Source organism: Paraburkholderia guartelaensis, assembly GCF_004353905.1.
GTDB classification, from domain to species: Bacteria; Pseudomonadota; Gammaproteobacteria; order Burkholderiales; family Burkholderiaceae; genus Paraburkholderia; species Paraburkholderia guartelaensis.
Map to the genome: position 1 here is coordinate 180,339 of NZ_SMOD01000015.1, position 20,158 is coordinate 200,496.

Sequence of the window (20,158 nt, forward strand, 5' to 3'; positions counted from 1 at the left end):
TCCGATCCACTTCCCATTCTGGCCCCTATGACGAACCCCAGCGCAATCAAGGCCCTCGTATTCGACGTCTTCGGCACCGTAGTGGACTGGCGAAGCGGTGTCGCGAGGGAGGCTGCCGCTTTTCTACAGCGCCACGCGCCGAACCTCGACGCTTTCGAGTTCGCCGACGCCTGGCGCCGCGAGTATTCGCCTTCCATGGAGGAAATCCGCAGCGGCCGCCGGCCCTACGTGCGCCTCGACGTTCTGCATCGCGAGAACCTCGTGAAGGTGCTGGCGCACAGCGGTATTGCCGGAGCGACGGACGCCGAGATCGACGAACTCAACCTGGCCTGGCATCGCCTCGATCCATGGCCCGATTCGGTCGAGGCGCTGAATCGCCTGAAACGTCGCTTCATCATCGCCCCTTTGTCGAACGGCAACATCCGGCTCATGGTGGATATCGCGAGACGCGCCGGCCTGCCATGGGACGCCATTCTCGGCGCCGAAGTGGTGCGCGCTTACAAGCCTTCGCCACAGGTGTACACCGAGACGGCGGACATACTGGGTCTCGCGCCCGCCGAACTGTGTCTCGTTGCGGCGCATAACGGCGACCTGGCCGCGGCGCGCCGGCTCGGGCTTTCGACCGCTTTCGTCGTGCGGCCGACCGAGCACGGTCCCGCTCAGAAGACTGACCTGAAAGCGGAACAAGCCTGGGATTTCGTGGTGGACGACTTAAACGCGCTTGCGAGTCAGCTTGATGCCTCGATAGATTGAGCTTTTAATGGTAATTGCCATGGAGGGCGTCTCTCGAGATCAGGGGCCATATGCGCTGCACAAATTGTGGCTTCGAATGCCGCGAGAGCGCGCGATTTTGCGAGCAGTGCGGCACCATCGTCGCCCATACACAGTCGCCACGGCCCCCTGCCGATTACACGCCTTCACATCTCGCCGAGCAGATCCACGCCGCGCAGGCGGCCCTCGAAGCCCGTGGCAAGGCCGTCAGCGAACGTAAGACCATTACCGCGCTGTTTGCGGACATGGCCGGTTCTACGGCGCTCATATACGGCCTCGATCCGGAAGAGGCGCATCGGCTGATCGCTCCCGTCCTCGAGTTGATGATGGAGGCCGTTCACCATTACGAGGGCTTTGTAGCGAAACTGCTCGGCGACGGCATTCTGGCCTTGTTCGGCGCGCCGATCGCGCACGAGGATCATCCGCAGCGTGCACTCTACGCGGCGCTCAGAATGCAACAGGCGATGCGCCGTCATAGCGACCGCATTCGCCTCGAGCGCGGTATTCCCTTGCAAATCCGGGTGGGGGTCCACACCGGCGAGGTCCTCATGCGGTCCATCCACATGAACGACCTGCAGGCGGACTATGATCCGGTCGGCAACACGATCCACATCGCCTCGCGCATGGAGGCGATTGCGACTCCGGCATCGATACTGGTGAGCCAGTCCACCTACCGGCTGACCGAGGGCTATTTCGAGTTCAAGGCCTTGGGGCAGACACAGGTCAAAGGCGTCGCCGAGCCGCTTGCCGTCTACGAGGTGCAGGGCCCGGGCGTGCTACGCACGCGTCTTCAGGTGGCCGAGCGTCGCGGGTTGGCCCGGTTCGTCGGACGCGCGCCGGAACTCGAATCGTTGCGCAGGGCGCGCGACGCGACGCGAGCGGGGCATTGCCGCATCGTCGGCGTGGTTGGCGAGGCGGGGGTGGGGAAATCGAGACTCTTTCACGAGTTCAAACGCTCGGCGCTAACAGGCTGCCTCGTGGTGGAGACGTTCTCCGTCTCGCACGGCAAGTCGTTCGCGTATTTGCCGCTCATCGAATTGCTGAAGAACTACTTTCAGATCACCTCGGAAGACGACGAACGGCGATGCCGCGAAAAGGTGACGGGCAGGGTGCTGTCCCTCGAGCGCAATCTCGAGGACGGTGTGCCGTACCTGCTCCATCTGCTTGCGATCGGCGAACCGGCTCCGGCTCTCGCGCAAATGGATTCGCAAATCCGGCGCGACCGCACGTTCGAAGCAATCACGCGACTCTTCGTGCGCGAAAGCGCGAACGAACCCGTCGTTCTGGTGTTCGAGGACTTGCAGTGGCTAGACGGCGAGACGCAGGACTTCCTTGCTTACTTCGTTGAGCGCGTGTCGAGTGCGCATCTTCTGTTGCTGCTGAACTATCGCCCGGAGTATCAGCATGACTGGGGCGATCGCACCGGGTATGCGCAACTGCAACTGGACCCGCTGGATCGTGCCGATGCGCAGGGGCTCATCAGTGCGCTCGTGGGCGACGACCGGACGCTCGCAGGCGTCAAGCAGCATGTGCTCGACAAAACGGAAGGCAATCCGTTTTTTATTGAAGAAGTGGTGCAAACCCTGGCCGAGGAACACGTGCTCGTGGGGGAGCCTGGCCACTACCGGATGGAAACGGCGCCGGCCGCGCTACACATCCCGACCACGGTGCAGGGCGTGCTCGCGTCGCGTATCGATCGGCTGCTCGCCGCGGACAAGGATCTGTTGCAGATGCTCGCGGTAATCGGGAAGACGTTCCCGGCCAATCTTGTCCAGTCTGTCGTCGACCTGTCCGACGACGAACTGCACGCGAGCTTGTCACGTCTGGAAGCGGGGGAGTTCATTTACGAGCAGCCCGCATTCCCTGCGGTGGAATATGGCTTCAAGCATGCGTTGACGCAGGAAGTGGCGGGCAGTTCGATGCCTGCCGAGCGTCGCCGGCTGCTGCACGAGCGCATCGGTCAGGCGATCGAGGCGCTGTTCCATGGACGTATCAAGGACTACTGGAACGAACTCGCGCATCACTACAGCCTCAGCGGCAACGTACCGAAAGCGGTCGAGTATTTGCATCGCGCCGGTCAACAGGCGTGGCAGCGCTCGGCAAACGCCGAGGCACTTCGCCAGCTTGGCCTCGCGCTGGATCTCCTCGCAGGCTTGCCTGATACACCCGAACGCGCCGATCGGGAACTCGCGTTGCGGCTAGCCATCGGGCCGGTCTTGATGGCGACGAGAGGATGGGCCTCGCGCGACGTGGAGGCGACGTATTCGCGCGCGTTGGAACTGTGCAGGCTGGCTGGGCAATCGCCGCATCTGTTCCGCGCTCAATCCGGGCTGCGGATGTTCTATCAGTTGAGCGCCGAATATGAAACGGCCAGGGAAATCGCAGAGCGCCTGCTCGAACTGGCAGAGCGCGCGGAGAATCCCACGCAAGTCATGGAAGCGCAATATCTGCTCGGCATGAGCTTGTTCAGGCTCGGTGAGCTTCCCTCCGCGCATGCCTACCTTGCCGGCTTGGGGAAATCTTCGTTGCTGCAGGACGGTGGGTCGCTCGATGAGGAAGTCTTCGCGCACGGGCGGGATCCGCGAAGCGTAGGCGAAGGCAGCCTGGCTCTCGTCCTTTGGCATATGGGCTACCCCGATGGAGCGTTGAGGCACGCGGAACGAGCGCTCAGTCGCGCGCGCTCGTTACACGATCTGGTCAGCCTCGGGCAAACGCTCATTTTCAAGGCCGAGCTTCATCAATTGCGTCGCGAGGCCGCGCAAACTCATGCCTGCGCCGAGGCCGCCATCGCCCTTGCAACGGAGCAAGGCTTTCCCATGATTCTCGCGTGGGCGACCATGCTACATGGCTGGGCGCTAGCGGAGGCAGGAAAAAAAGAAGAGGGTATTGCGCAAGTGCGCCAGGGCCTCGCCGACTATGAAGCGACAGGCGCGCGCCTCGGCCGCTCGTACTTTCTGGCGTTGTTGTGCGAAACCTATGCTCGGGCGGGTTTGCGCGACGCCGCACAACATGCGCTGTCCGAAGCAATCTCGGCTTGCGAAACGTCGGACGAACGGTATCACGAGGCCGAGTTGTACCGCCTCAAAGGCGAGTTGTCGCTGCTTCCAGCGGGCCTTTCCACCGTGCCGGCCGCGCAGCGCGATGTGGCGCAAGCGAGCTTCAATGAAGCCATGGAAACGGCTCGCCGACGCGGTGCCAGATCGCTCGAACTCCGTGCGGCGTCGAGCCTTGCTGCGCTTCTTGGGGAAGAGGGACGCACGCATGCAGCCCGGCAGATACTCGCTCCGGTTTATGACGCATTCACGGAAGGTTTCGGCACGGCAGACCTGCGGGAAGCCCGGCAATTGCTCGACACGCTCGCCTCGAGCATGAATCGATAATCGCTTGTGCTGATGCAATAGCGCGGCGTACCGCGAAAGCAAACGGGCAGGCACACACCGAAGCGTCTGCCTGCCCGTGCTCAGAACGCCGCTGGTGCGGCGCTGGTGCGGCGCTCACGTTGCGAGCGATCGTCGCATTAGAAGCGATGGCGGATACCCACGGTCGCCACAGCTTGCGAGTTCGAATCCGACGCGGAAACGCCCATGATGTCCGCATGAATCTTGCCCTCGCCATCCACGACACGCTGATACGCGGCTTCGGCGTACAGGTCGGTACGCTTCGAAAGCGCGTAGTCGCCTTGCAGCGTGAACTGATGGAACTTCGGATTCACGCCGTCCAGGCTCGCGTCCGTGTACGTATAAGCGCCCGACAGCGTGAACGCAGGCGTGAACGCATAGCGGCCATTGAGTTCAAAGTTGCTGAAGCGCGCGCTGTTGCCGGCGAACGAAGTCGTCGCACCCGCGTTCGCAGAGTTGATGGCCGTGAGGTTGCTCAGCTGCGTTTGCGTGAACACGAACCCCACGTTGGCTGCGCCAAACGCGTAGTTCAGGCCGGCGCCATACGTGCGCTGACGCGAAGCGGTGAAGGTGGCGTCGTCGCTGACCGCGCCGCTGCTGTTGATGGTCGAACCCGAGTTGTTCAGCTGGAGATAGCCCGCACCTGCCTTGAGGCCGCCGAACGAGTAGGTGGCGCCGACGCTGTATGCGCGATTGTTCGCGAAGCCGCCTGCGGCGTTCGAGAAGCCGTACAGCGCATTGAACTTGAGGCCGCCGTAGTTCACGCTCTGGTACTTGAGCGAATTGCTCACGCGGAACGAGTTGTTGAGGTTGTCGTTGTCGTACGGGTGCGCAGCGAGCGTGCCGCCGTACTGCGTGCCGTTCAGCGACAGTCCGCCCAGGTTGTCGACCACGCTGTCGTACTGACGACCCAGCGTGACCGCGCCGGCGCGGTCGCTCGAAAGGCCGATAAACGCCTGGCGGCCGAACATGCGGCTATTTTGCTTCGCCGCGCCTGTCGAAATGCTGAAGCCGCTCTCGAGCACGAAGATCGTCTTGAGCCCGCCGCCCAGATCTTCGCTACCGCGCAGGCCCCAACGGTTGCCGTTGAGTGCGCCGCTCGACTGTTGCACGTTCGAGCTGCCCGACTGGTTGCTCGTGTACAGAACGCCTGCGTCAATCAAACCGTAGAGCGTGACCGAGCTTTGTGCGTGTGCGGCGCTGGCGAAAGAGGTTGCGGCGACTGCGAGGGCGGAAAGGGTGTACTTTTTCATCGTTACTCCATTGCTTTGTTATTCGCTCGAAAGCGAGCGAGCGCGGAGCATAACGCGATATCCGGAATGAATTTCGGAAATTGTGGCATGCATGCCACGTTAATTGGCTAACATTGCCTTACCTGTTCCAGACTATTACTTGCGAAGTCTGGTGGATAGAAATATCCAGTAAAACAAGGGTTTCCCGTACGTCAATACACTTGACGAAACACGACTCTTTTCGCATTTGAACGGTAATTTCGGGAAACATTTCGCGATCTGAATTTCCGATTATTACGGTGGATGAATAACAGCAAGAAATACGCGTTGTTCCGGGTTTTGAATCGATTGAACCGGCCCTTATCATGATTTCCGGCGAAGCGGTGCGGCGAAACTGCGCGGGCGCGGCTGAGGTAAAATACGGCCTTGAGTCCTCATCCATGCATTCGGGCGCGAGCGCCCCGCGTTCCCATGACTGACACCATCGTCGCGCTGCTCGCCCAGGCGAAGCAGCATTTCACCGCCGGCCGCATCGACGCCGCGGAGCACGACCTGCAATCGATCCTGCAAGCGCATCCCGATCACGCGGGTGCGCTGGAAGCGATGTCCTTCGTCTACGCCACGCGCGAGGATTACGCGCGCGCCGCCGATTTCGCCTGGCGCGCCGCACAACCGGCCGAAACGATTGCGGAACAATTGCAGCAGGCCGCACGTATTTGCCAGCTCGCCCAGCATCACACTCACGCCGTCGCGCTCTACGAACGCCTGCTCGCGCTCGCGCCCGATCACGCCGAAGCGCTGCACGGCGTGGCCATGTCGCTGGTCCAGCTGGAGGAAGCCGAGGCCGCGCTCGCCTATCTCGCCCGCCTCGCGCGCCGTTACCCGCTTTCCGCGGAAGTGCACTACAACCGTGGCACGCTGCTCGGCTCGCTGGGCCGTTACGACGAGGAACTCGACGCATACCGGCGGGCAATTGAACTCAAGCCGAATTTCGTCGCCGCCTACGTGAACCTGGGCGTCGCGTTGCGCGACCTGCATCGCTTCGACGACACGCTGCGCCAGTTCAAGAAAGCATTGTCGATCGACACGAACGACGCGGGTGCACGCACGAATCGCGCGCAGACCAATCTGCTGCTCGGCGAATTTGAGCACGGCTGGCGCGAATACGAATGGCGCTGGCGCGACGGCACGATGACGCATGATTTCCCCGACGCGACGCAATGGAAAGGCCAGCCACTTGCGGGCAAGACCGTGCTCGTGCACGCGGAACAAGGTCTCGGCGACACGCTGCAGTTCGTGCGCTTCATCGACCGCCTGCACGCGAAGGGTGCGAACGTGATCGTGCGCGTGCAGGATGCGCTGCTGCCGTTGCTGCAGAACGTGGCGGGCGCGGCGAGCGTAACAGGCGATTCGTCCGAGCCGCCTGCGTTCGACTACCACGTGCCGATGCTGAGCCTGCCGCACGCACTCGCGCTGCGCGAAGCGGATTTCGCGACTTCGGGCGCATATCTCAGCGCGGATGCCGACGCGGCGGCGCGCGCGTCGTGGTCCGACGTGATCGGCGCAGAAGAGAACGGCGATCGGCGGCTGCGCGTGGGCCTGGTCTGGTCGGGCAGCACGACGCACGTGAACGATCGCAATCGCTCGATTCCGCTTGCGGAACTCCTGCCGCTTTTCGAAGCCGATGTGCGCTTCGTGTCGCTGCAAAAAGAGCTGCGCGAGCGCGACCGCGCGTGCATGGACGAACTCGTGCAGCGTGGCCGGCTGATCGACGCCGGGGCGCGCCTGACGACGTTTTCGGCAACGGCTGCGCTCGTCGCGCAACTCGATCTGGTGATCGCCGTCGATACGGCGGTCGCGCATCTGGCGGGCGCGCTTGGCAAGCCCGTGTGGATTGCACTGCCGTTTACACCGGACTGGCGCTGGCAACTGAACCGCGACGACAGCCCGTGGTACGCCGATGCGCGTCTGTTCCGCCAAACGCGCCGCGGCGAGTGGGCCGACGTGGTGAGCGCATTGCGCACGGCGCTCGACGCGCGGATCGCGGCCCGCTAGACCACCACGATAGCGGCATGATGGCCGGGCATATGCCCGCCATCATGCCCGCTCGCCACCCAGCAAGAAATTCCCGCCTGTGGCTTCCCCACGCACTCAGAAGCGGTGGCGCATGCCGATCATCACAATGGCTTGCGAGCTCTTGCCGGAGTCGATTTCAGTCGAACCGATCACCGCCTGTGCGGTGCCTTCACCATTCTCGCCGCTCGCGTGCCCGTAACCGCCCACTGCGTAGAAGTCGGTGCGCTTGCTGATCACGTAGTCGGCGCCGAGCGCGAACTGGTTGTACTTCGCCGACGAATCGCCGCTCGACTTCATATACGTACAGCCGATTTCAGTCGTGAGCGACGGTGACAGCTGCCACAGTGCGTAGACCGAACCCGTGTTGTACTTTTGCGCCGTCGTGAAGGACGAGCTTGCGTCCGGGACGTATTGCGCGAAGCTGTAATACCCGCCGAGCGTAACGGAACCGATGGCATAGTTGCCGCCCAGGCGCGCGATATTGATGGAGCGGGCCGACGAATAGGCGTCGTTGACCGACGTAGTGAAGAGCGAGTCAGCCGTCGTCGTGCCGCGCGTCGACAGCACGGCATTGCCGTTGTCGATATGCATGAAGCCGGCTGCGAGGCCCAGCGGACCTTGCCCGTACGAAACCGCTCCGCTCCACGTCTGACCCGAGCCTTGCGAGCCCGCAACGCCGCCGAACGTGTACATCCATTCCGTCTTGAGACCCGCCCACGACGGGCTTGCCCACTTGATCGCGCTGTTGAAGCGCGCGGTATTGTCCGCGTTGTCGATGTCACCCGGCGTGGAGAACATGCCGCCGAGGAAATTATCGCCCTGGATGGGCTGCACGAGGTCGGTGAGCGGGTCGTATTGACGCCCGGCGGTCAGCGTGCCGAACCGGCTGTCCTGCAGCCCCACGAATGCCTGACGTCCGAACAGGCGGGTACCTTGCCCCGACTTGCCGGTCTCCACGTTGAACCCGCTTTCGAGCGTGAAGACTGTCGTCAGTCCGCCGCCGAGATCTTCGCTGCCTTTCAACCCCCAGCGGGAACCCGAGAGGTTGCCGCTCGTCATGGAGATTTGCGAGCTTTGTCCGCCGGAATTGTGCGTGTACTGAATCCCCGCGTCGATGAGGCCATACAGTGTCACGGAGCTCTGTGCGAAGACCTGGGTGGAGAATCCTGAGAAGCTAAGGATAGCTACAGAAATTGCGGACTTCTTCATCGAAATATTTTCCTTGTTGTCTAAGAGGCGGCGGCCCGACATGAACGGACCGGACACCGCGCTTTTTCAGGCATGTGTCGATCATGCCGACGACAGGCTAATTCCCGATTATTAATTTATTAAGTAACCGTTATTGGCAATTATTCTATTGTTCGATATCTCGTTTACAGAATTTTTCTCACAAAAATCTTTATAAATATTTCCTTTATCGCATTGCTCTTACCGGCAGTAACGAATAATCGAAAGAAGAGCGTGAATTGAGATTCACGTCCGGACAATATAGACGCATACCTCTATTTCCCGTGCCTTTTCCGATCAGGCTGAATTGTTGACACGAATCTGACGCATTGCGCCATTACGATCGGGCGCGCCTTACGCCCCGGCCCATATACCGAAGAAGGGCGTTAGCGGCAGCCTGCAGGCGTGCAGCAATTCGCTTGCTGTCTTTCACCACACGTAAATTTCGGCAAAGGATGGGAAATTCTATGAATCGCATGCGGTCAAGCCGTTTTGGTTTACTGTCGGCGGCTAGCGCCGCTGTACTGGCCTCCGTGGGCGCCGGCAGCGCAAATGCCGCGCCGTCCGACGCGCTCGTCGCCGCCGCGAAGCAGGAAGGCCAGCTAACCGTGATTGCGCTGCCGCACGACTGGTGCGGCTATGGCCCGATGATCGCAGCCTTCAAGGCGAAGTACGGGATCAAGGTCAACGAACTGAATCCCGATGCGGGTTCGGGCGACGAGATCGAGGCGATCAAGGCGAACAAGGGCAACAAGGGTCCGCAAGCGCCGGACGTGATCGACGTGGGTCTGTCGTTCGGCCCGTCGGCGAAGGCGGAAGGTCTGTTGCAGCCGTACAAGGTCTCGACCTGGAAGTCGATCCCGAACGACTCGAAGGATGCCGATGGATACTGGTACGGCGACTACTACGGGGTCCTTTCCTTCGAAGTCAACGCCGACATGATCGACAAGGCTCCGGCTGACTGGAGCGATCTGCAAAAGCCGGAGTACAAGAACGCCGTGGCGCTGGCCGGCGACCCGCGCGCGTCGAACCAGGCGATCCAGGCTGTGTACGCGGCCGGCCTGTCGTCGGCCAAGGGTGACGCGAGCAAGGCCGAAGCGGCCGGCCTCACGTTCTTCGCCAACCTGAACAAGAGCAGCAACTTCGTGCCGGTGATCGGCAAGGCCGCATCGGTTGCACAGGGCACGACACCGATCCTCGTGCGCTGGGACTACAACGCGCTGGCCGATCGCGACACGCTCAAGGGCAATCCGAAGGTCGAGGTGGTCGTGCCGAAGACGGGCGTGGTGGCGGGCGTGTACGTGCAGGCGATCAGCGCCTACGCGCCGCATCCGAACGCCGCGAAGCTGTGGATGGAATATCTCTATTCGGACGAAGGCCAGCTCGGCTGGCTCGCGGGGTATTGCCACCCGATCCGCTACAACGAGCTCAACGCTCAGAAGAAGGTGCCCGCCGCGCTGCTGGCGAAGCTGCCGCCTGCCACGGCCTACAAGTCGGCCGTCTTCCCGACGCTGCAGCAGCAGGACGCGACCAAGGCAGCCGTGACGAAGCAGTGGGATAGCGTCGTCGGCGCGAACGTCAAGTAAGCGCACCTGAGCACGGCGGCGCGCGAGACGGTCATCTCGCACTCGCGCGCCAGCCGTAACGTGCGCTCGCATCCGCGAGCATTCCATCGCTCACCCTTCGTTCCCGAAAAGCACTATGAGCACTTTATTCGATGTGGAGCCCGACGGGCCCGATCTCGCCGTGCCGCCGGGAGACGCTCCGCGTTCGAAGCGAGCGTCGGGCGCGGCGCGCTACCTGTCGTGGCTAGGCGTCGCGCCGTTCTTCATTTTCACGCTGCTGTTCCTGATCGCGCCGACCGTGTACCTGATGGCCGGCGCGTTCCAGAATGCGCAAGGGCAGTTCACGCTCGACAACTTCCGGCAGCTCTTCGAACCCGAGGTGTTGAGCGCGTACTGGATCAGCATCAAGGTCAGTACGGCATCCGCGGCGGGTGGGGCGTTGATCGGCGTGCTGCTTGCGTGGGCCGCGGTGCTCGGCCGGCTACCCGGCTGGGTGCGCCCGACGCTGCTGACCTTCTCCGGCGTCGCATCCAATTTCGCGGGCGTGCCGCTCGCGTTCGCGTTCATCTGCACGCTCGGGCGCGTCGGTCTCGTCACGATGCTGCTGCACCGTTACGCGCACGTGAACCTCTACGCGACGGGTTTCAGCATCCTGAGCTTCTGGGGACTGACGCTCACCTACCTGTACTTCGAAATTCCGTTAATGATCCTGATCATCACACCCGCGCTCGATGGCCTCAAGCGCGAGTGGCGCGAAGCCTGCGACTGCCTGGGCGGCACCGCGTGGCACTACTGGCGCCTCATCGCGCTGCCGGTGCTGTGGCCACCTGTGCTCGGCGGCGCGTTGCTGCTGTTCGCCAACGCGTTCGGCGCAGTGGCCACCGCGTACGCATTGACCGGCAGCTCGCTCAACATCGTGACGATCCTTCTGTATGCACAGGTGCGCGGCGACGTGCTGCACAACCAGAATCTCGGCTATGCGCTCGCGCTCGGCATGGTCGTGATCACCGGGCTCTCGAACGGCGGCTATCTCTGGTTACGCGCGCGAGCCGAAAGGGGGCGTCGATGAAAGCGCAATCACGGCTGGGCGCATGGATCGCGATCGTCGTCGGCGCGCTCTATTTTCTGATCCCGCTCTTCGCGACCTTCGAGTTCAGCCTGCGGATGCGGCGCGGCACATACAGCTTCGACGCGTACAAGGTCGTGCTGAGCGACCCGAGCTTCCAGGCTTCGTTCGGTTATTCGGTGCTGATGGCGTTCGTGACGATCGTCATCGGCGTGCTGCTCGTCGTGCCGACTGCCTACTGGGTGCAATTGCGGCTGCCGAAGCTACGGCCCGTCGTCGAATTCGTCACGCTGCTGCCGGTCGTGATTCCGGCGATCGTGATCGTGTTCGGCTATCTGCGCCTCTACAACAGCAGTTCGTGGCTGCCGATGACCGGCAACGAGCGCGCGACCGATCTACTGCTTGCGTTCGGCTACGTGACGCTGGCGCTGCCGTACATGTATCGCTCGGTCGATGCCGGCCTGCGCGCGGTCGACGTACGCACGCTCACCGAAGCGGCCGAAGTGCTCGGCGCCGGCTGGCCGACGATCCTCTTCAAGGTGATCTTCCCGAATATCCGCTCGGGCATCCTGTCGGGCGCATTCCTGACCTTCGCCGTCGTGATCGGCGAGTTCACGATGGCGAGCCTGCTTGACCGCCCGGCGTTCGGTCCTTATCTGCAGCTGATCGGCGCGAACCGCGCCTACGAACCGTCCGCGCTCGCGATCATCGCGTTCGTCGTCACATGGGCGTCGATGGGCCTGATCCAGGTCTTCGGCTCCGTGCGCGCGGCGGCGGCTCCCAAATCCTGAAGTCCCGAGGCGTCATTCAATGGCATTCCTTGAAATAGAGAATCTGCACAAGTCGTTCGGCACGCACACGGCGCTGCATCATTTCGACATCCAGATCGAGCGCGGCGAGTTCATCACGTTTCTCGGACCGTCGGGCTGCGGCAAGACGACGGTGCTGCGCATGATCGCCGGCTTCGAGGAACCGACGCGCGGCGCGATCCGCATCGCGGGCAAGGACATCACGCGGCTGCGTACGCGTCAGCGCAAGGTCGGCATGGTGTTCCAGTCCTACGCGCTGTTCCCGAACATGACCGTTGCGGAAAATATCGGCTTCAGCCTGAAGGTCGCGGGCCGCGCACAAGGCGAGATCAAAAAGCGCGTGGAGGAGATGCTCGATCTCATCAAGCTGCCGGTCTTCGGCGAGCGCTACCCGTGGCAGCTCTCGGGCGGCCAGCAGCAGCGCGTCGCGCTCGCTCGCGCGCTTGCCGGCAAGCCGGAGGTATTGCTGCTCGACGAGCCGTTGTCCGCGCTCGACGCGAAAATCCGCATCTCGCTGCGCCAGGATATCCGCATGCTGCAGCGCGAGCTCGGCATCACGTCGATCTTCGTCACGCACGACCAGGAGGAGGCGCTGTCGATCTCCGATCGCATCGTCGTGATGAACGAGGGGCGGGTGGAGCAGGTGGGTACGCCTTCGGAGATCTACAACTTCCCGCGCACGCGCTTCGTCGCTTCGTTCGTCGGCACGCTGAACCTGTTGCCCGGAACGATTGTCGATGCGGCGGCGGGGCGCATCGCGGTTGACGGCCAGGTACTCACCACCTCGCAGCGACTGCCCGCCGACGATGCAGGCAAAGCGCGCCTGCTCGCCGTGCGGCCGGAAGCGATCCGTCTCGAAGCGCCGGCGGCGGGCCGCAACTCGCTGGCCGCGACCGTCGAGGACATCGACTTTCTCGGCGCCGTGGTCCGGATCCGTGCGCGCATGAAGGAGGCTGTCGTCTCGCTGGACATCTTCAACGACCCCAACCGCGCATTGCCGGAGCGCGGCGAGCCCATTGCGCTCGGCTTCTCGCACGAGAACCTGCTGGTGCTGGAAGAGGGCGCGTAAGCGTCCCGACCCAGCCAGCACGGCTCACGAACGATCGCAAACGGCCGGCTGCCGCGCGACGCGGCCGGCCTGTCGGCGATTGCCCAACATCGCACGGCCAGGTGATGGTCCCGCCCAAACTCTCATCATCGCGATGCGCGTGGGGAAGGGCGCCGCGCGGAGCGCTCCCGTATGGCATGACATCTGCATAGCGTGCTGCAAGCGGCTTGCCGGCTGGCCGTTCCTGCAACCGTCCTGCTCGAGGAGACCCATCATGACCACGCTTACCATCCGCGACCTTCAAAAGTCGGCAGAACTCGATCACCGGGAAATGGCGAGGTTCCAGGGCGGCCGGAACAAAATCATCGGCCAGCACCCCGGCTCGCTTCTCACGTCCGCCGACGGCGACCCCGTTGGCGTGTATGTCGACGGCGTGCTGGAAAACTCCGTGGGCGACGGCTACTACCACGGTTGAGTGTCCAGCGGCACATGAAGCGCAGAGGCGCTGGGAGGCTGACGTGGACCCAACCTGGCTCGGGATGGCTGCCGGCACGATCGCGCTTGTGATTGCGGTGGCTGGCGTGACGGCGCACTACCTCAATGAGCGTCGCCGCGCCGATTTTCTGCGCAATTTCGATCACCACGCATGGTGGCAACGGACCCATGGTGCTGCCTGCACGTCATGCCATGCAGGCAGCAGGGCAATGCGAACAAGAACGTGGCGGACATAACGAACGGGGAATCGAGCCTCCGTCAAGTAACGGAGGCCAGCGGGGGGCGCGGAAAAGTTCGCGAGAGCGTATTGAACCTGCGCATTGGTTCAGGCTTATCGCACCCTATGTGGCAATCTTTAGAGGAAGCTCATTATGAAATCCCTTGGTCAAACCTTCGTTATCCTCACCATCGTCGCCGCTCCGGCTATTTCATTCGCACAATCGAACTCCGCCGTGACGCCCGAGCAGGTTCGCGCCGAGCTTATCCAGCTCGAACAGGCGGGCTACCGCCCAGGCGACGGCGACAACACCAACTATCCAGCCGATATCCAGGCGGCCGAAGCACGCGTGGCCGCGCAGAACGGCGCGAGCGGTTACGGCGGGATGGCAGGCAGTACTTCGGTGTCTGGTGCACCCTCTGCCGGTGACAGCATGAAGCCGATCTACTTCGGTCAGTAAGCCAAGGCGTTGACGAGCCCCTACCTTCCAATCGAGGAATCGAGGGGCTCTTTCGGGCATCGGCCGCGAAATGAGGGCCGGACTTGCGAGCCCATTGCGTGAAACCTTAAAAATTGCCAGGATTTTATGTCGACCGGGCATGCGGTATGCTCTGCACCTTTGAGAACGTTGAGCCATCGCTCATTTGACTGACATGTGGTCCATGACGCCATCACTGCGCTATTTGAGCGTTTTCGCAATCTGTGCGTTGTTCACAGCGTGCGGACAAATGGCGTCCCGGCAAGCCGCGTGCAGCGGTGAAGCCTGTCATCTGCGCCACGAGGTGGTGCAATCCGGCGAGGCATCCTGGTATGCGGAGAAGTTCCAGGGGCATGAGACCGCGAACGGGGAACGCTTCAACACCGGCGCATTCACGGCTGCCCATCGAACCTTGCCGCTCGGCAGCTATGTGCGCGTCAGATCGGTGGCAACCGGAAAGTCGGTCGTGGTGCGCATCAACGATCGCGGACCCTACGTCAGAGGCCGAATCATCGATCTCTCTTATGCCGCGGCGAAAGCGCTGGGGCTGACCGACGCACGGTCGATGCAAGTGCAGATCGAACGTGTGGGGAACACGTCGAACATAAAGTCGGCATCGGACGGCGACGGAATCCTGACGACAGGACAATGACTTGAGGGGGCCGCGTCACGGCATGCTCCAGTCGTCGCATCCTCGACTTGCCCCCTCTACCTGGAAAATCCCGCTGCCTCACCCGGTGGTTTGAGCGGCGCTTGCGCTGCGCTGCCTGAAATGGCCCGGCTTCAGCGCCACCACGGCCACGAGACTGAGCGCGACACCGATCATCACATAGAGCACCGGCGCCAGCGGCGAGCCCGTGAGCACGATGAGCCAGGTCACAAAAGTCTGCGCAAAGCCGCCAAAGATCAGAACGACGACGTTATTGACCACCGCGAGCGACGTCGCGCGCGTGCGCTTGGGGAACATCTCGGCGAGCGTCGTGCAATACACGCCGAGGAAGGTCGCGCTCAACACGCCGATCACGATCTGCGCAACGAGCAGCCGCGAGACGGAAGGCGCCGCCACGATCCACGCATAGAGCGGGTAGATCGCCACGAGGTAGGCGCCCAGCGAACCGACCAGCAGCGTCTTGCGGTCGTAGCGGTCGGAGAGCGCGCCCGCGATCGGCGTGACGATCAGCATGACGATGGCCGCGATCATTTGCACCATGAAGCTTTCCGAAACGGGCAGCTTGAGCACCTGCTTCGCGTAGGTGACGGTATAGCCGAACGTGACGTAGAACGTGACGGTGCTCGCCACGACCATGCCCATACCGATCAGATAGTCGGACAGTCCGCGCTTGACGGCGGCCGCTTCCGTCGCGCGGGTGACCGGCGTTGCGTGGATGCGCGCATAGGTTTCGCTTGCGTGGCGGCGCAGGTAGATGGTCAGCGGCGCGATGAGCAGGCCCACCGCGAACGGGATGCGCCACGCGCCCGCGAGTTGCTGCTCGGGCGTGAACACCTGCGTGACCACCATGCCGAGCGCGGCGCCCAGCATCGTCGACATGAGCTGCCCGCTCATCTGCCACGAGCCGTAGAAGCCGGTGCGATTTGGCGGCGCCAGTTCGATCAGGAACGCTGTCGACGTGCCGAACTCACCGCCTATCGAAAAACCTTGCAGCAGCCGGGCCACGAGCATCAGGACCGGCGCGGCGAGGCCGGCCGTTGCATACGTCGGCGCGAAGGTCATGATCGCGGCGGCCAGCGCCATGATGCCCATGCCGAGCGTCATGGCTGCCTTGCGGCCATACGTGTCGCCGTAAAGACCGAGCAGCACGCCGCCCACCGGTCGCATGAAAAAACCCGCGCCGAAGAGGGCCGTGGTCAGCAGGATGGCGTTCAGATCCGCGCCCGCTGCGCCGTGCGAGGCCGGAAAGAACAGCTTGCTGATGATCGGCGTCATCGCGGCGAAGATGGTGAAGTCGAACCACTCCATCGCGTTGGCCAGCACGGCGGCCACGATGACAGGCTTGATGCCAGGTTGAGTGCCCATCGGCTATCCCCGGGTTTTGGTTGAAGGGAGGTCCAGCGTTGGTCGGTCAGGAGGCGGCTGTCGGCTCGGGAAACACGGGTTCGCCGAGATTGAGCATCAGCCGGTTCGCCCACGCGAAAATGGCGATCGAATGGATCAGGTCGAGAATTTCGGCATCCGAAAGACCCGCCTCGCGCAATTCGAGCAACTGGGCCGCCTCGATCTCGTCGGGGCGCTCGGTCAGCGCGGCCGAGAAACGCGCGATCGCCTCTTCGCGCCTGGTCGTGCCCGCGCTGTGCGGATCGGCGAATACCTGCCGGATCACGTCGTTGCGCTTGGCGAGCTGCTCGAAACGCTGTGCGTGCACCGACGCGCAATACACACAGCCGTTGAGCCGCGACACAACGGTCGTCGACAGTTCCCGTTCCGCGCGAGGCAAGCCGCCGGGCGCGTACATGATCGCGTTGAACGCGGCGGAGCGCTGCCGGAGGATTTCCGGTTGATGGACGAGAAACCGGTAGTAGTCCGAGACTTTTGCCTTGGGGTGACTCTCCTCGAGAACGGCGATCTGGCCCGTGGTGGCCCGGTCGAGATCGACGACGTCGAGCCACGCGTCCCATTCCAGCGATTCGTTCGTGAAGCCGTGCGAACGGATGATGTCGCTCATGATGCGCGCTCCAGCTGTTTGAGGGCTTGCAGACCCGCGACGAGGCGCGTCTGGTACGACAGAAAGGCGATCAGCTGGGCGAGCGCCACGACGGCCGGCGTCGTCAGGCCGGCGGCGGGCAACGTCTGCAGCGCGGCCTTGTCGCCAGCGACCGGATTTTCGATCAGCGTGCGCGTGAACGCGAGGATCGCGCGCAGGCGCGGCGCAGCGAGATCCTCGATCGCGCCCGTTTCCACGGCGGCGAGCGTCGCTGCATCGACTTCATGCGCGGCCAGTTCGGCGCGGTAGTGGGCCGCGAGCGCCGGTGAGGGCGCGAGGCGGCTCGCGTAGAGCGCGACGAGCAGCCGCTCGATCAACGTGAGGCCTTCCAGCGTGGGGTCGAACAGCGCGTCGTAGCTGCCTTGCGTCGCTTCCACCACTTTGGCGCGCTGGTGCCGCAATGCACGGGTGGCCGAGTCGGGCGCCAGGTCGGCAACGCGATCGACGATGTCGTCAGTGTCGTATGTCATGGTCAACTCCGGAAAACTGCAGATTCACGCGCTCATTTCGCTTCGCGCTCGGCGAAGGCCGGAGGCGGTGGCGCGGGCGTCCATTCGTCGCCTTCGATTTCCGGCTCGGCGAAGGCCGCCATGTTGGCGTAATGCAATTCGACATCCTCTCGATAGAACGTCGCGGCAAGCCCCTGTGCGAGCCGCTTCGCGCCATCGCTGACAGCCGGAATATCGCCCGACAGCGCGCCGTGCGAGAGCGTCGCGGGCGCGCAAAAGCAGTGGATGCGCTCGAGCCCGGGGCACGCGCCGGGCGTCTTTTCCTGGAACTCGAACACCGGTCCGAGGTCGGGCGAATCGGCAAGCTCGATGTCGTCGTCGCCGGCAGGCGTCGCGTAGCGGTCTTTCCATGCACGAACGTGGCGGGCAAACGGCGCGAATTCCGGGCGGCTCGCCAGATCGATGCGAAAGCCCGTTGCGAACACGAGGAAGTCAAGTGCGAAGTCGCCTTTCGGCGTGCTGACGTGCAGTTCGTCGTCCACTTGCTCGATGCCGGTGATCGGCGCACCGAGGTTGAATCGGGCATTGGCGTGGCGCGACACGCGCAGCGTACTGCCGCGTGGCGGCGGCACCTGCTGCACGTTGATGTAGTGGCGGATGCGCCACTTCCAGTCGTCGGGCAACGCGACATGGCCGTGCGTGAGGCCCGGATTGCCTGCACCCTTGCCTTTGTTGATGCGCGGGATGTCCGTGCGGCGGATCAGCAGATCGACCGAGGCCGCACCCGCTTCGAGCGCGGTGGCCGCACTGTCCATCGCCGAGGCACCCGCGCCGATGACGCCGACCCGCTTGCCGCGCAGCGTGCCATAGTCCAGGACATCGGAAGAATGAGCGTAGAAGCGGCGCGGCAGATCGCGCACGAATGCCGGCACGGCAGGGCCGCCCAGGCCGTCGCGGCCCGTCGCGAGGACGACGTGGCGCGCATGGATGGTCTCGCTGCCGGCGGCGCTCGTGACGGACAGCGCGACGCTGCCGTTGGCGCATGGCGTGATGGCGGTCACGCGGTGTTCGTTGCGCACGTCGATGTCGAGCACATCGCGATACCAGCGCAGATAGTCCATCCATTGCAGGCGCGGAATCTTGTCGAGCGCCTCCCACGCCTCTACGCCGAACTGCGCTTCGAACCACGCGCGGAACGTGAGCGAGGGCAGGCCAAGCGCAGGGCCGGTCAGCTGCTTCGGAGAACGTAATGTTTCCATGCGCGCCGTGGTGGCCCATGGGCCTTCGAAACCGCGCGGCGACTGATCGTAGATGACGGCGCCGATGCCGAGATGGCCGAGCGCGGCGGCCAGCGCAAGCCCGGCCATGCCGCCGCCCACGATCGCCACGTCGATCACGGGGCGGCCGTCGAGCGTGCGTTCGGGTATCCAGCGCTTCGCGGGCAGTTCGAGCCACGCGAGATCCTCGCGCAGACGGGCTTCGAGCGCGGCAAGACCTGCGGACGATGGGGTGGTCGGATTCATTACGGCAAAGATTCCTTGGTGGCGGGCAGATCGCCGTAAAGCGACTGCAGGACTTGGGCGTGCTCGGTGCTCGCGCGCAGCGCGAAATCGGGCAGCACGGCGCGGGCGGCGTCGGCGAGCGCGTCGATGAGCGTTACGGCCACGGGGGGCAGCGCGATGGCGTCGCGCGAGATCACACCGAAGAAATACGGAATGTCGGCGTCGATCGGGCGGATCGAGACACCGGCAAGCGGCATGCCATACGCCGTCACCGGTTCGAGCACCGAGATGCCGAGACCCGCGCGAACCGCGGTCAGCGCGTTCATCGACGAATTCGTCTCGATCAGCCCCGCCGGGGTGACATCTGCCTGCGCGAACGCATGATCGAGCCGGCGGCGCAGACGATACGGGTTCTGCATCGTGACGATGCGCCGGCCCTCGCAGGCCGACAGCGGCAGCCGCTCAGAGCGCGCCAGCGGATCGTCGTCGCGCAGCGCCGCAACGCACGCGGATTGCCCGATCCAGTGCACGACCACGCCGCGATGTTCAAGCGGCAGGCTCGCCACGCCGATGTCGGCGGCGCCGGTGAGGACGTCGTGCACGACCTGTTCGGGTGGCAGGCTGCGCAGCTGGATCGTCTGCGCGGTGTCAGCGAGATCGGTGCGCGCGAGCGCGACGGGCACGAGGCCAGCGGCGAGGGCGGAAGTCGCGGCAATGCGCAGCGGCCGGCTTTCGCCGCGGCCAATTTCGCCCGCGCGCTTGCGGATCTGTTGCATGCCCGTCAGCACGTGCTCGACGTCCTCGTAGAGCAGGACGCCTTGCTCGGTCGGCGTGACGCGAGGGCCGTTGCGCGTGAACAGCGCATAGCCGACCTCGGTTTCGAGTTCCTGGATCAGCCGCGTGATCGCCGGCTGCGACCGGCCCAGCAGGCGGCCGGCGGCGGTGACGCTGCCGGTCGTGATCACTGCGGCGAAGGCTTCGAGCTGACGTAGTTCCATCTTCCGGTTGAGGTTGGGATGCACAAGAATGCAGAAATCACATTCTGACGCTGTAAGAATACGTTTTTCAAATAATTGATCTTTATATCGTTATTCTGGAAGAGGGG

At 63.5% G+C, this 20,158-nt stretch carries 17 protein-coding genes; 10 read left to right on the forward strand and 7 right to left on the reverse strand.

Going from position 1 to position 20,158, the window contains the following annotated elements; translation table 11 throughout:
• Positions 1-27: 27 nt before the first annotated feature.
• Positions 28-753: a haloacid dehalogenase type II gene (locus E1N52_RS21150; RefSeq protein ID WP_133184677.1), complete on the forward strand. Its 726-nt coding sequence runs from the start codon at positions 28-30 to the stop codon at positions 751-753.
• A 50-nt stretch (positions 754-803) separates the two neighbouring features.
• Positions 804-4,151 (forward strand): AAA family ATPase, encoded by a 3,348-nt coding sequence (locus E1N52_RS21155; protein WP_133184678.1) that lies wholly within the window; start codon positions 804-806, stop codon positions 4,149-4,151.
• Positions 4,152-4,288: 137 nt separating this feature from the next.
• Here E1N52_RS21155 and E1N52_RS21160 read toward each other — a convergent pair whose 3' ends face one another.
• Positions 4,289-5,422 (reverse strand): porin, encoded by a 1,134-nt coding sequence (locus E1N52_RS21160; protein WP_133184679.1) that lies wholly within the window; start codon positions 5,420-5,422, stop codon positions 4,289-4,291.
• A gap of 450 nt (positions 5,423-5,872) precedes the next feature.
• Between E1N52_RS21160 and E1N52_RS21165 the strand changes: the two genes are divergently transcribed.
• On the forward strand, positions 5,873-7,456 hold the full coding sequence (locus E1N52_RS21165; RefSeq protein ID WP_133184680.1) for a tetratricopeptide repeat protein: 1,584 nt from the start codon (positions 5,873-5,875) through the stop codon (positions 7,454-7,456).
• A 96-nt stretch (positions 7,457-7,552) separates the two neighbouring features.
• Here the strand turns inward: E1N52_RS21165 and E1N52_RS21170 are convergent, their stop codons facing one another.
• The gene (locus E1N52_RS21170) at positions 7,553-8,686 is read right to left on the reverse strand and encodes a porin (protein WP_133184681.1); all 1,134 of its coding nucleotides are present in this window, start codon (positions 8,684-8,686) and stop codon (positions 7,553-7,555) included.
• 494 nt (positions 8,687-9,180) lie between these two features.
• On the opposite strand from E1N52_RS21170, the gene E1N52_RS21175 reads away from it, so the two are divergent.
• From E1N52_RS21175 to E1N52_RS21210, 7 genes are all read left to right on the forward strand, one after another.
• Positions 9,181-10,290: an ABC transporter substrate-binding protein gene (locus E1N52_RS21175; RefSeq protein WP_425468103.1), complete on the forward strand. Its 1,110-nt coding sequence runs from the start codon at positions 9,181-9,183 to the stop codon at positions 10,288-10,290.
• 115 nt (positions 10,291-10,405) lie between these two features.
• Positions 10,406-11,338, forward strand: coding sequence for an ABC transporter permease (locus E1N52_RS21180; RefSeq protein ID WP_133184683.1), 933 nt, complete (start codon positions 10,406-10,408; stop codon positions 11,336-11,338).
• Positions 11,335-12,126: an ABC transporter permease gene (locus tag E1N52_RS21185; protein ID WP_133184684.1), complete on the forward strand. Its 792-nt coding sequence runs from the start codon at positions 11,335-11,337 to the stop codon at positions 12,124-12,126. Before E1N52_RS21180 ends, E1N52_RS21185 begins: the two co-directional genes overlap by 4 nt.
• A gap of 19 nt (positions 12,127-12,145) precedes the next feature.
• Entirely contained in the window at positions 12,146-13,213 is a 1,068-nt protein-coding gene (locus E1N52_RS21190) for an ABC transporter ATP-binding protein (RefSeq protein ID WP_133184685.1), read from the forward strand.
• Between the two features lie 253 nt (positions 13,214-13,466).
• Entirely contained in the window at positions 13,467-13,667 is a 201-nt protein-coding gene (locus E1N52_RS21195; RefSeq protein WP_133184686.1) for a hypothetical protein, read from the forward strand.
• 391 nt (positions 13,668-14,058) lie between these two features.
• Complete coding sequence (locus E1N52_RS21205; RefSeq protein ID WP_133184688.1) at positions 14,059-14,364, forward strand: DUF4148 domain-containing protein; 306 nt, start codon at positions 14,059-14,061, stop codon at positions 14,362-14,364.
• Positions 14,365-14,566: 202 nt separating this feature from the next.
• Complete coding sequence (locus E1N52_RS21210; protein ID WP_246089157.1) at positions 14,567-15,034, forward strand: septal ring lytic transglycosylase RlpA family protein; 468 nt, start codon at positions 14,567-14,569, stop codon at positions 15,032-15,034.
• Positions 15,035-15,112: 78 nt separating this feature from the next.
• Here the strand turns inward: E1N52_RS21210 and E1N52_RS21215 are convergent, their stop codons facing one another.
• Genes E1N52_RS21215 through E1N52_RS21235 form a run of 5 tightly spaced genes read right to left on the reverse strand, consistent with a single transcriptional unit; the run spans position 15,113 to position 20,051 of the window.
• Positions 15,113-16,417: an MFS transporter gene (locus E1N52_RS21215; protein WP_133184689.1), complete on the reverse strand. Its 1,305-nt coding sequence runs from the start codon at positions 16,415-16,417 to the stop codon at positions 15,113-15,115.
• 46 nt (positions 16,418-16,463) lie between these two features.
• Complete coding sequence (locus tag E1N52_RS21220; RefSeq protein ID WP_133184690.1) at positions 16,464-17,063, reverse strand: peroxidase-related enzyme; 600 nt, start codon at positions 17,061-17,063, stop codon at positions 16,464-16,466.
• A complete protein-coding gene (locus E1N52_RS21225; protein WP_133184691.1) occupies positions 17,060-17,572 on the reverse strand; it encodes a CMD domain-containing protein in 513 nt (170 codons plus the stop codon). Before E1N52_RS21225 ends, E1N52_RS21220 begins: the two co-directional genes overlap by 4 nt.
• A 32-nt stretch (positions 17,573-17,604) precedes the next feature.
• A complete protein-coding gene (locus E1N52_RS21230; protein ID WP_133184692.1) occupies positions 17,605-19,074 on the reverse strand; it encodes a flavin-containing monooxygenase in 1,470 nt (489 codons plus the stop codon).
• Positions 19,074-20,051 (reverse strand): LysR family transcriptional regulator, encoded by a 978-nt coding sequence (locus E1N52_RS21235; protein WP_133184693.1) that lies wholly within the window; start codon positions 20,049-20,051, stop codon positions 19,074-19,076. The genes E1N52_RS21230 and E1N52_RS21235 overlap by 1 nt, the downstream gene beginning before the upstream one ends.
• Positions 20,052-20,158 lie beyond the last annotated feature (107 nt).

Bases quoted from the DNA above. Each gene is read 5' to 3' on its own strand.
- E1N52_RS21150 (WP_133184677.1), top strand. From the start codon at position 28: ATGACGAACCCCAGCGCAATCAAGGCCCTCGTATTCGACGTCTTCGGC.
- E1N52_RS21155 (WP_133184678.1), top strand. From the start codon at position 804: ATGCGCTGCACAAATTGTGGCTTCGAATGCCGCGAGAGCGCGCGATTT.
- E1N52_RS21160 (WP_133184679.1), bottom strand. From the start codon at position 5,422: ATGAAAAAGTACACCCTTTCCGCCCTCGCAGTCGCCGCAACCTCTTTC.
- E1N52_RS21165 (WP_133184680.1), top strand. From the start codon at position 5,873: ATGACTGACACCATCGTCGCGCTGCTCGCCCAGGCGAAGCAGCATTTC.
- E1N52_RS21170 (WP_133184681.1), bottom strand. From the start codon at position 8,686: ATGAAGAAGTCCGCAATTTCTGTAGCTATCCTTAGCTTCTCAGGATTC.
- E1N52_RS21175 (WP_425468103.1), top strand. From the start codon at position 9,181: ATGCGGTCAAGCCGTTTTGGTTTACTGTCGGCGGCTAGCGCCGCTGTA.
- E1N52_RS21180 (WP_133184683.1), top strand. From the start codon at position 10,406: ATGAGCACTTTATTCGATGTGGAGCCCGACGGGCCCGATCTCGCCGTG.
- E1N52_RS21185 (WP_133184684.1), top strand. From the start codon at position 11,335: ATGAAAGCGCAATCACGGCTGGGCGCATGGATCGCGATCGTCGTCGGC.
- E1N52_RS21190 (WP_133184685.1), top strand. From the start codon at position 12,146: ATGGCATTCCTTGAAATAGAGAATCTGCACAAGTCGTTCGGCACGCAC.
- E1N52_RS21195 (WP_133184686.1), top strand. From the start codon at position 13,467: ATGACCACGCTTACCATCCGCGACCTTCAAAAGTCGGCAGAACTCGAT.
- E1N52_RS21205 (WP_133184688.1), top strand. From the start codon at position 14,059: ATGAAATCCCTTGGTCAAACCTTCGTTATCCTCACCATCGTCGCCGCT.
- E1N52_RS21210 (WP_246089157.1), top strand. From the start codon at position 14,567: ATGACGCCATCACTGCGCTATTTGAGCGTTTTCGCAATCTGTGCGTTG.
- E1N52_RS21215 (WP_133184689.1), bottom strand. From the start codon at position 16,417: ATGGGCACTCAACCTGGCATCAAGCCTGTCATCGTGGCCGCCGTGCTG.
- E1N52_RS21220 (WP_133184690.1), bottom strand. From the start codon at position 17,063: ATGAGCGACATCATCCGTTCGCACGGCTTCACGAACGAATCGCTGGAA.
- E1N52_RS21225 (WP_133184691.1), bottom strand. From the start codon at position 17,572: ATGACATACGACACTGACGACATCGTCGATCGCGTTGCCGACCTGGCG.
- E1N52_RS21230 (WP_133184692.1), bottom strand. From the start codon at position 19,074: ATGAATCCGACCACCCCATCGTCCGCAGGTCTTGCCGCGCTCGAAGCC.
- E1N52_RS21235 (WP_133184693.1), bottom strand. From the start codon at position 20,051: ATGGAACTACGTCAGCTCGAAGCCTTCGCCGCAGTGATCACGACCGGC.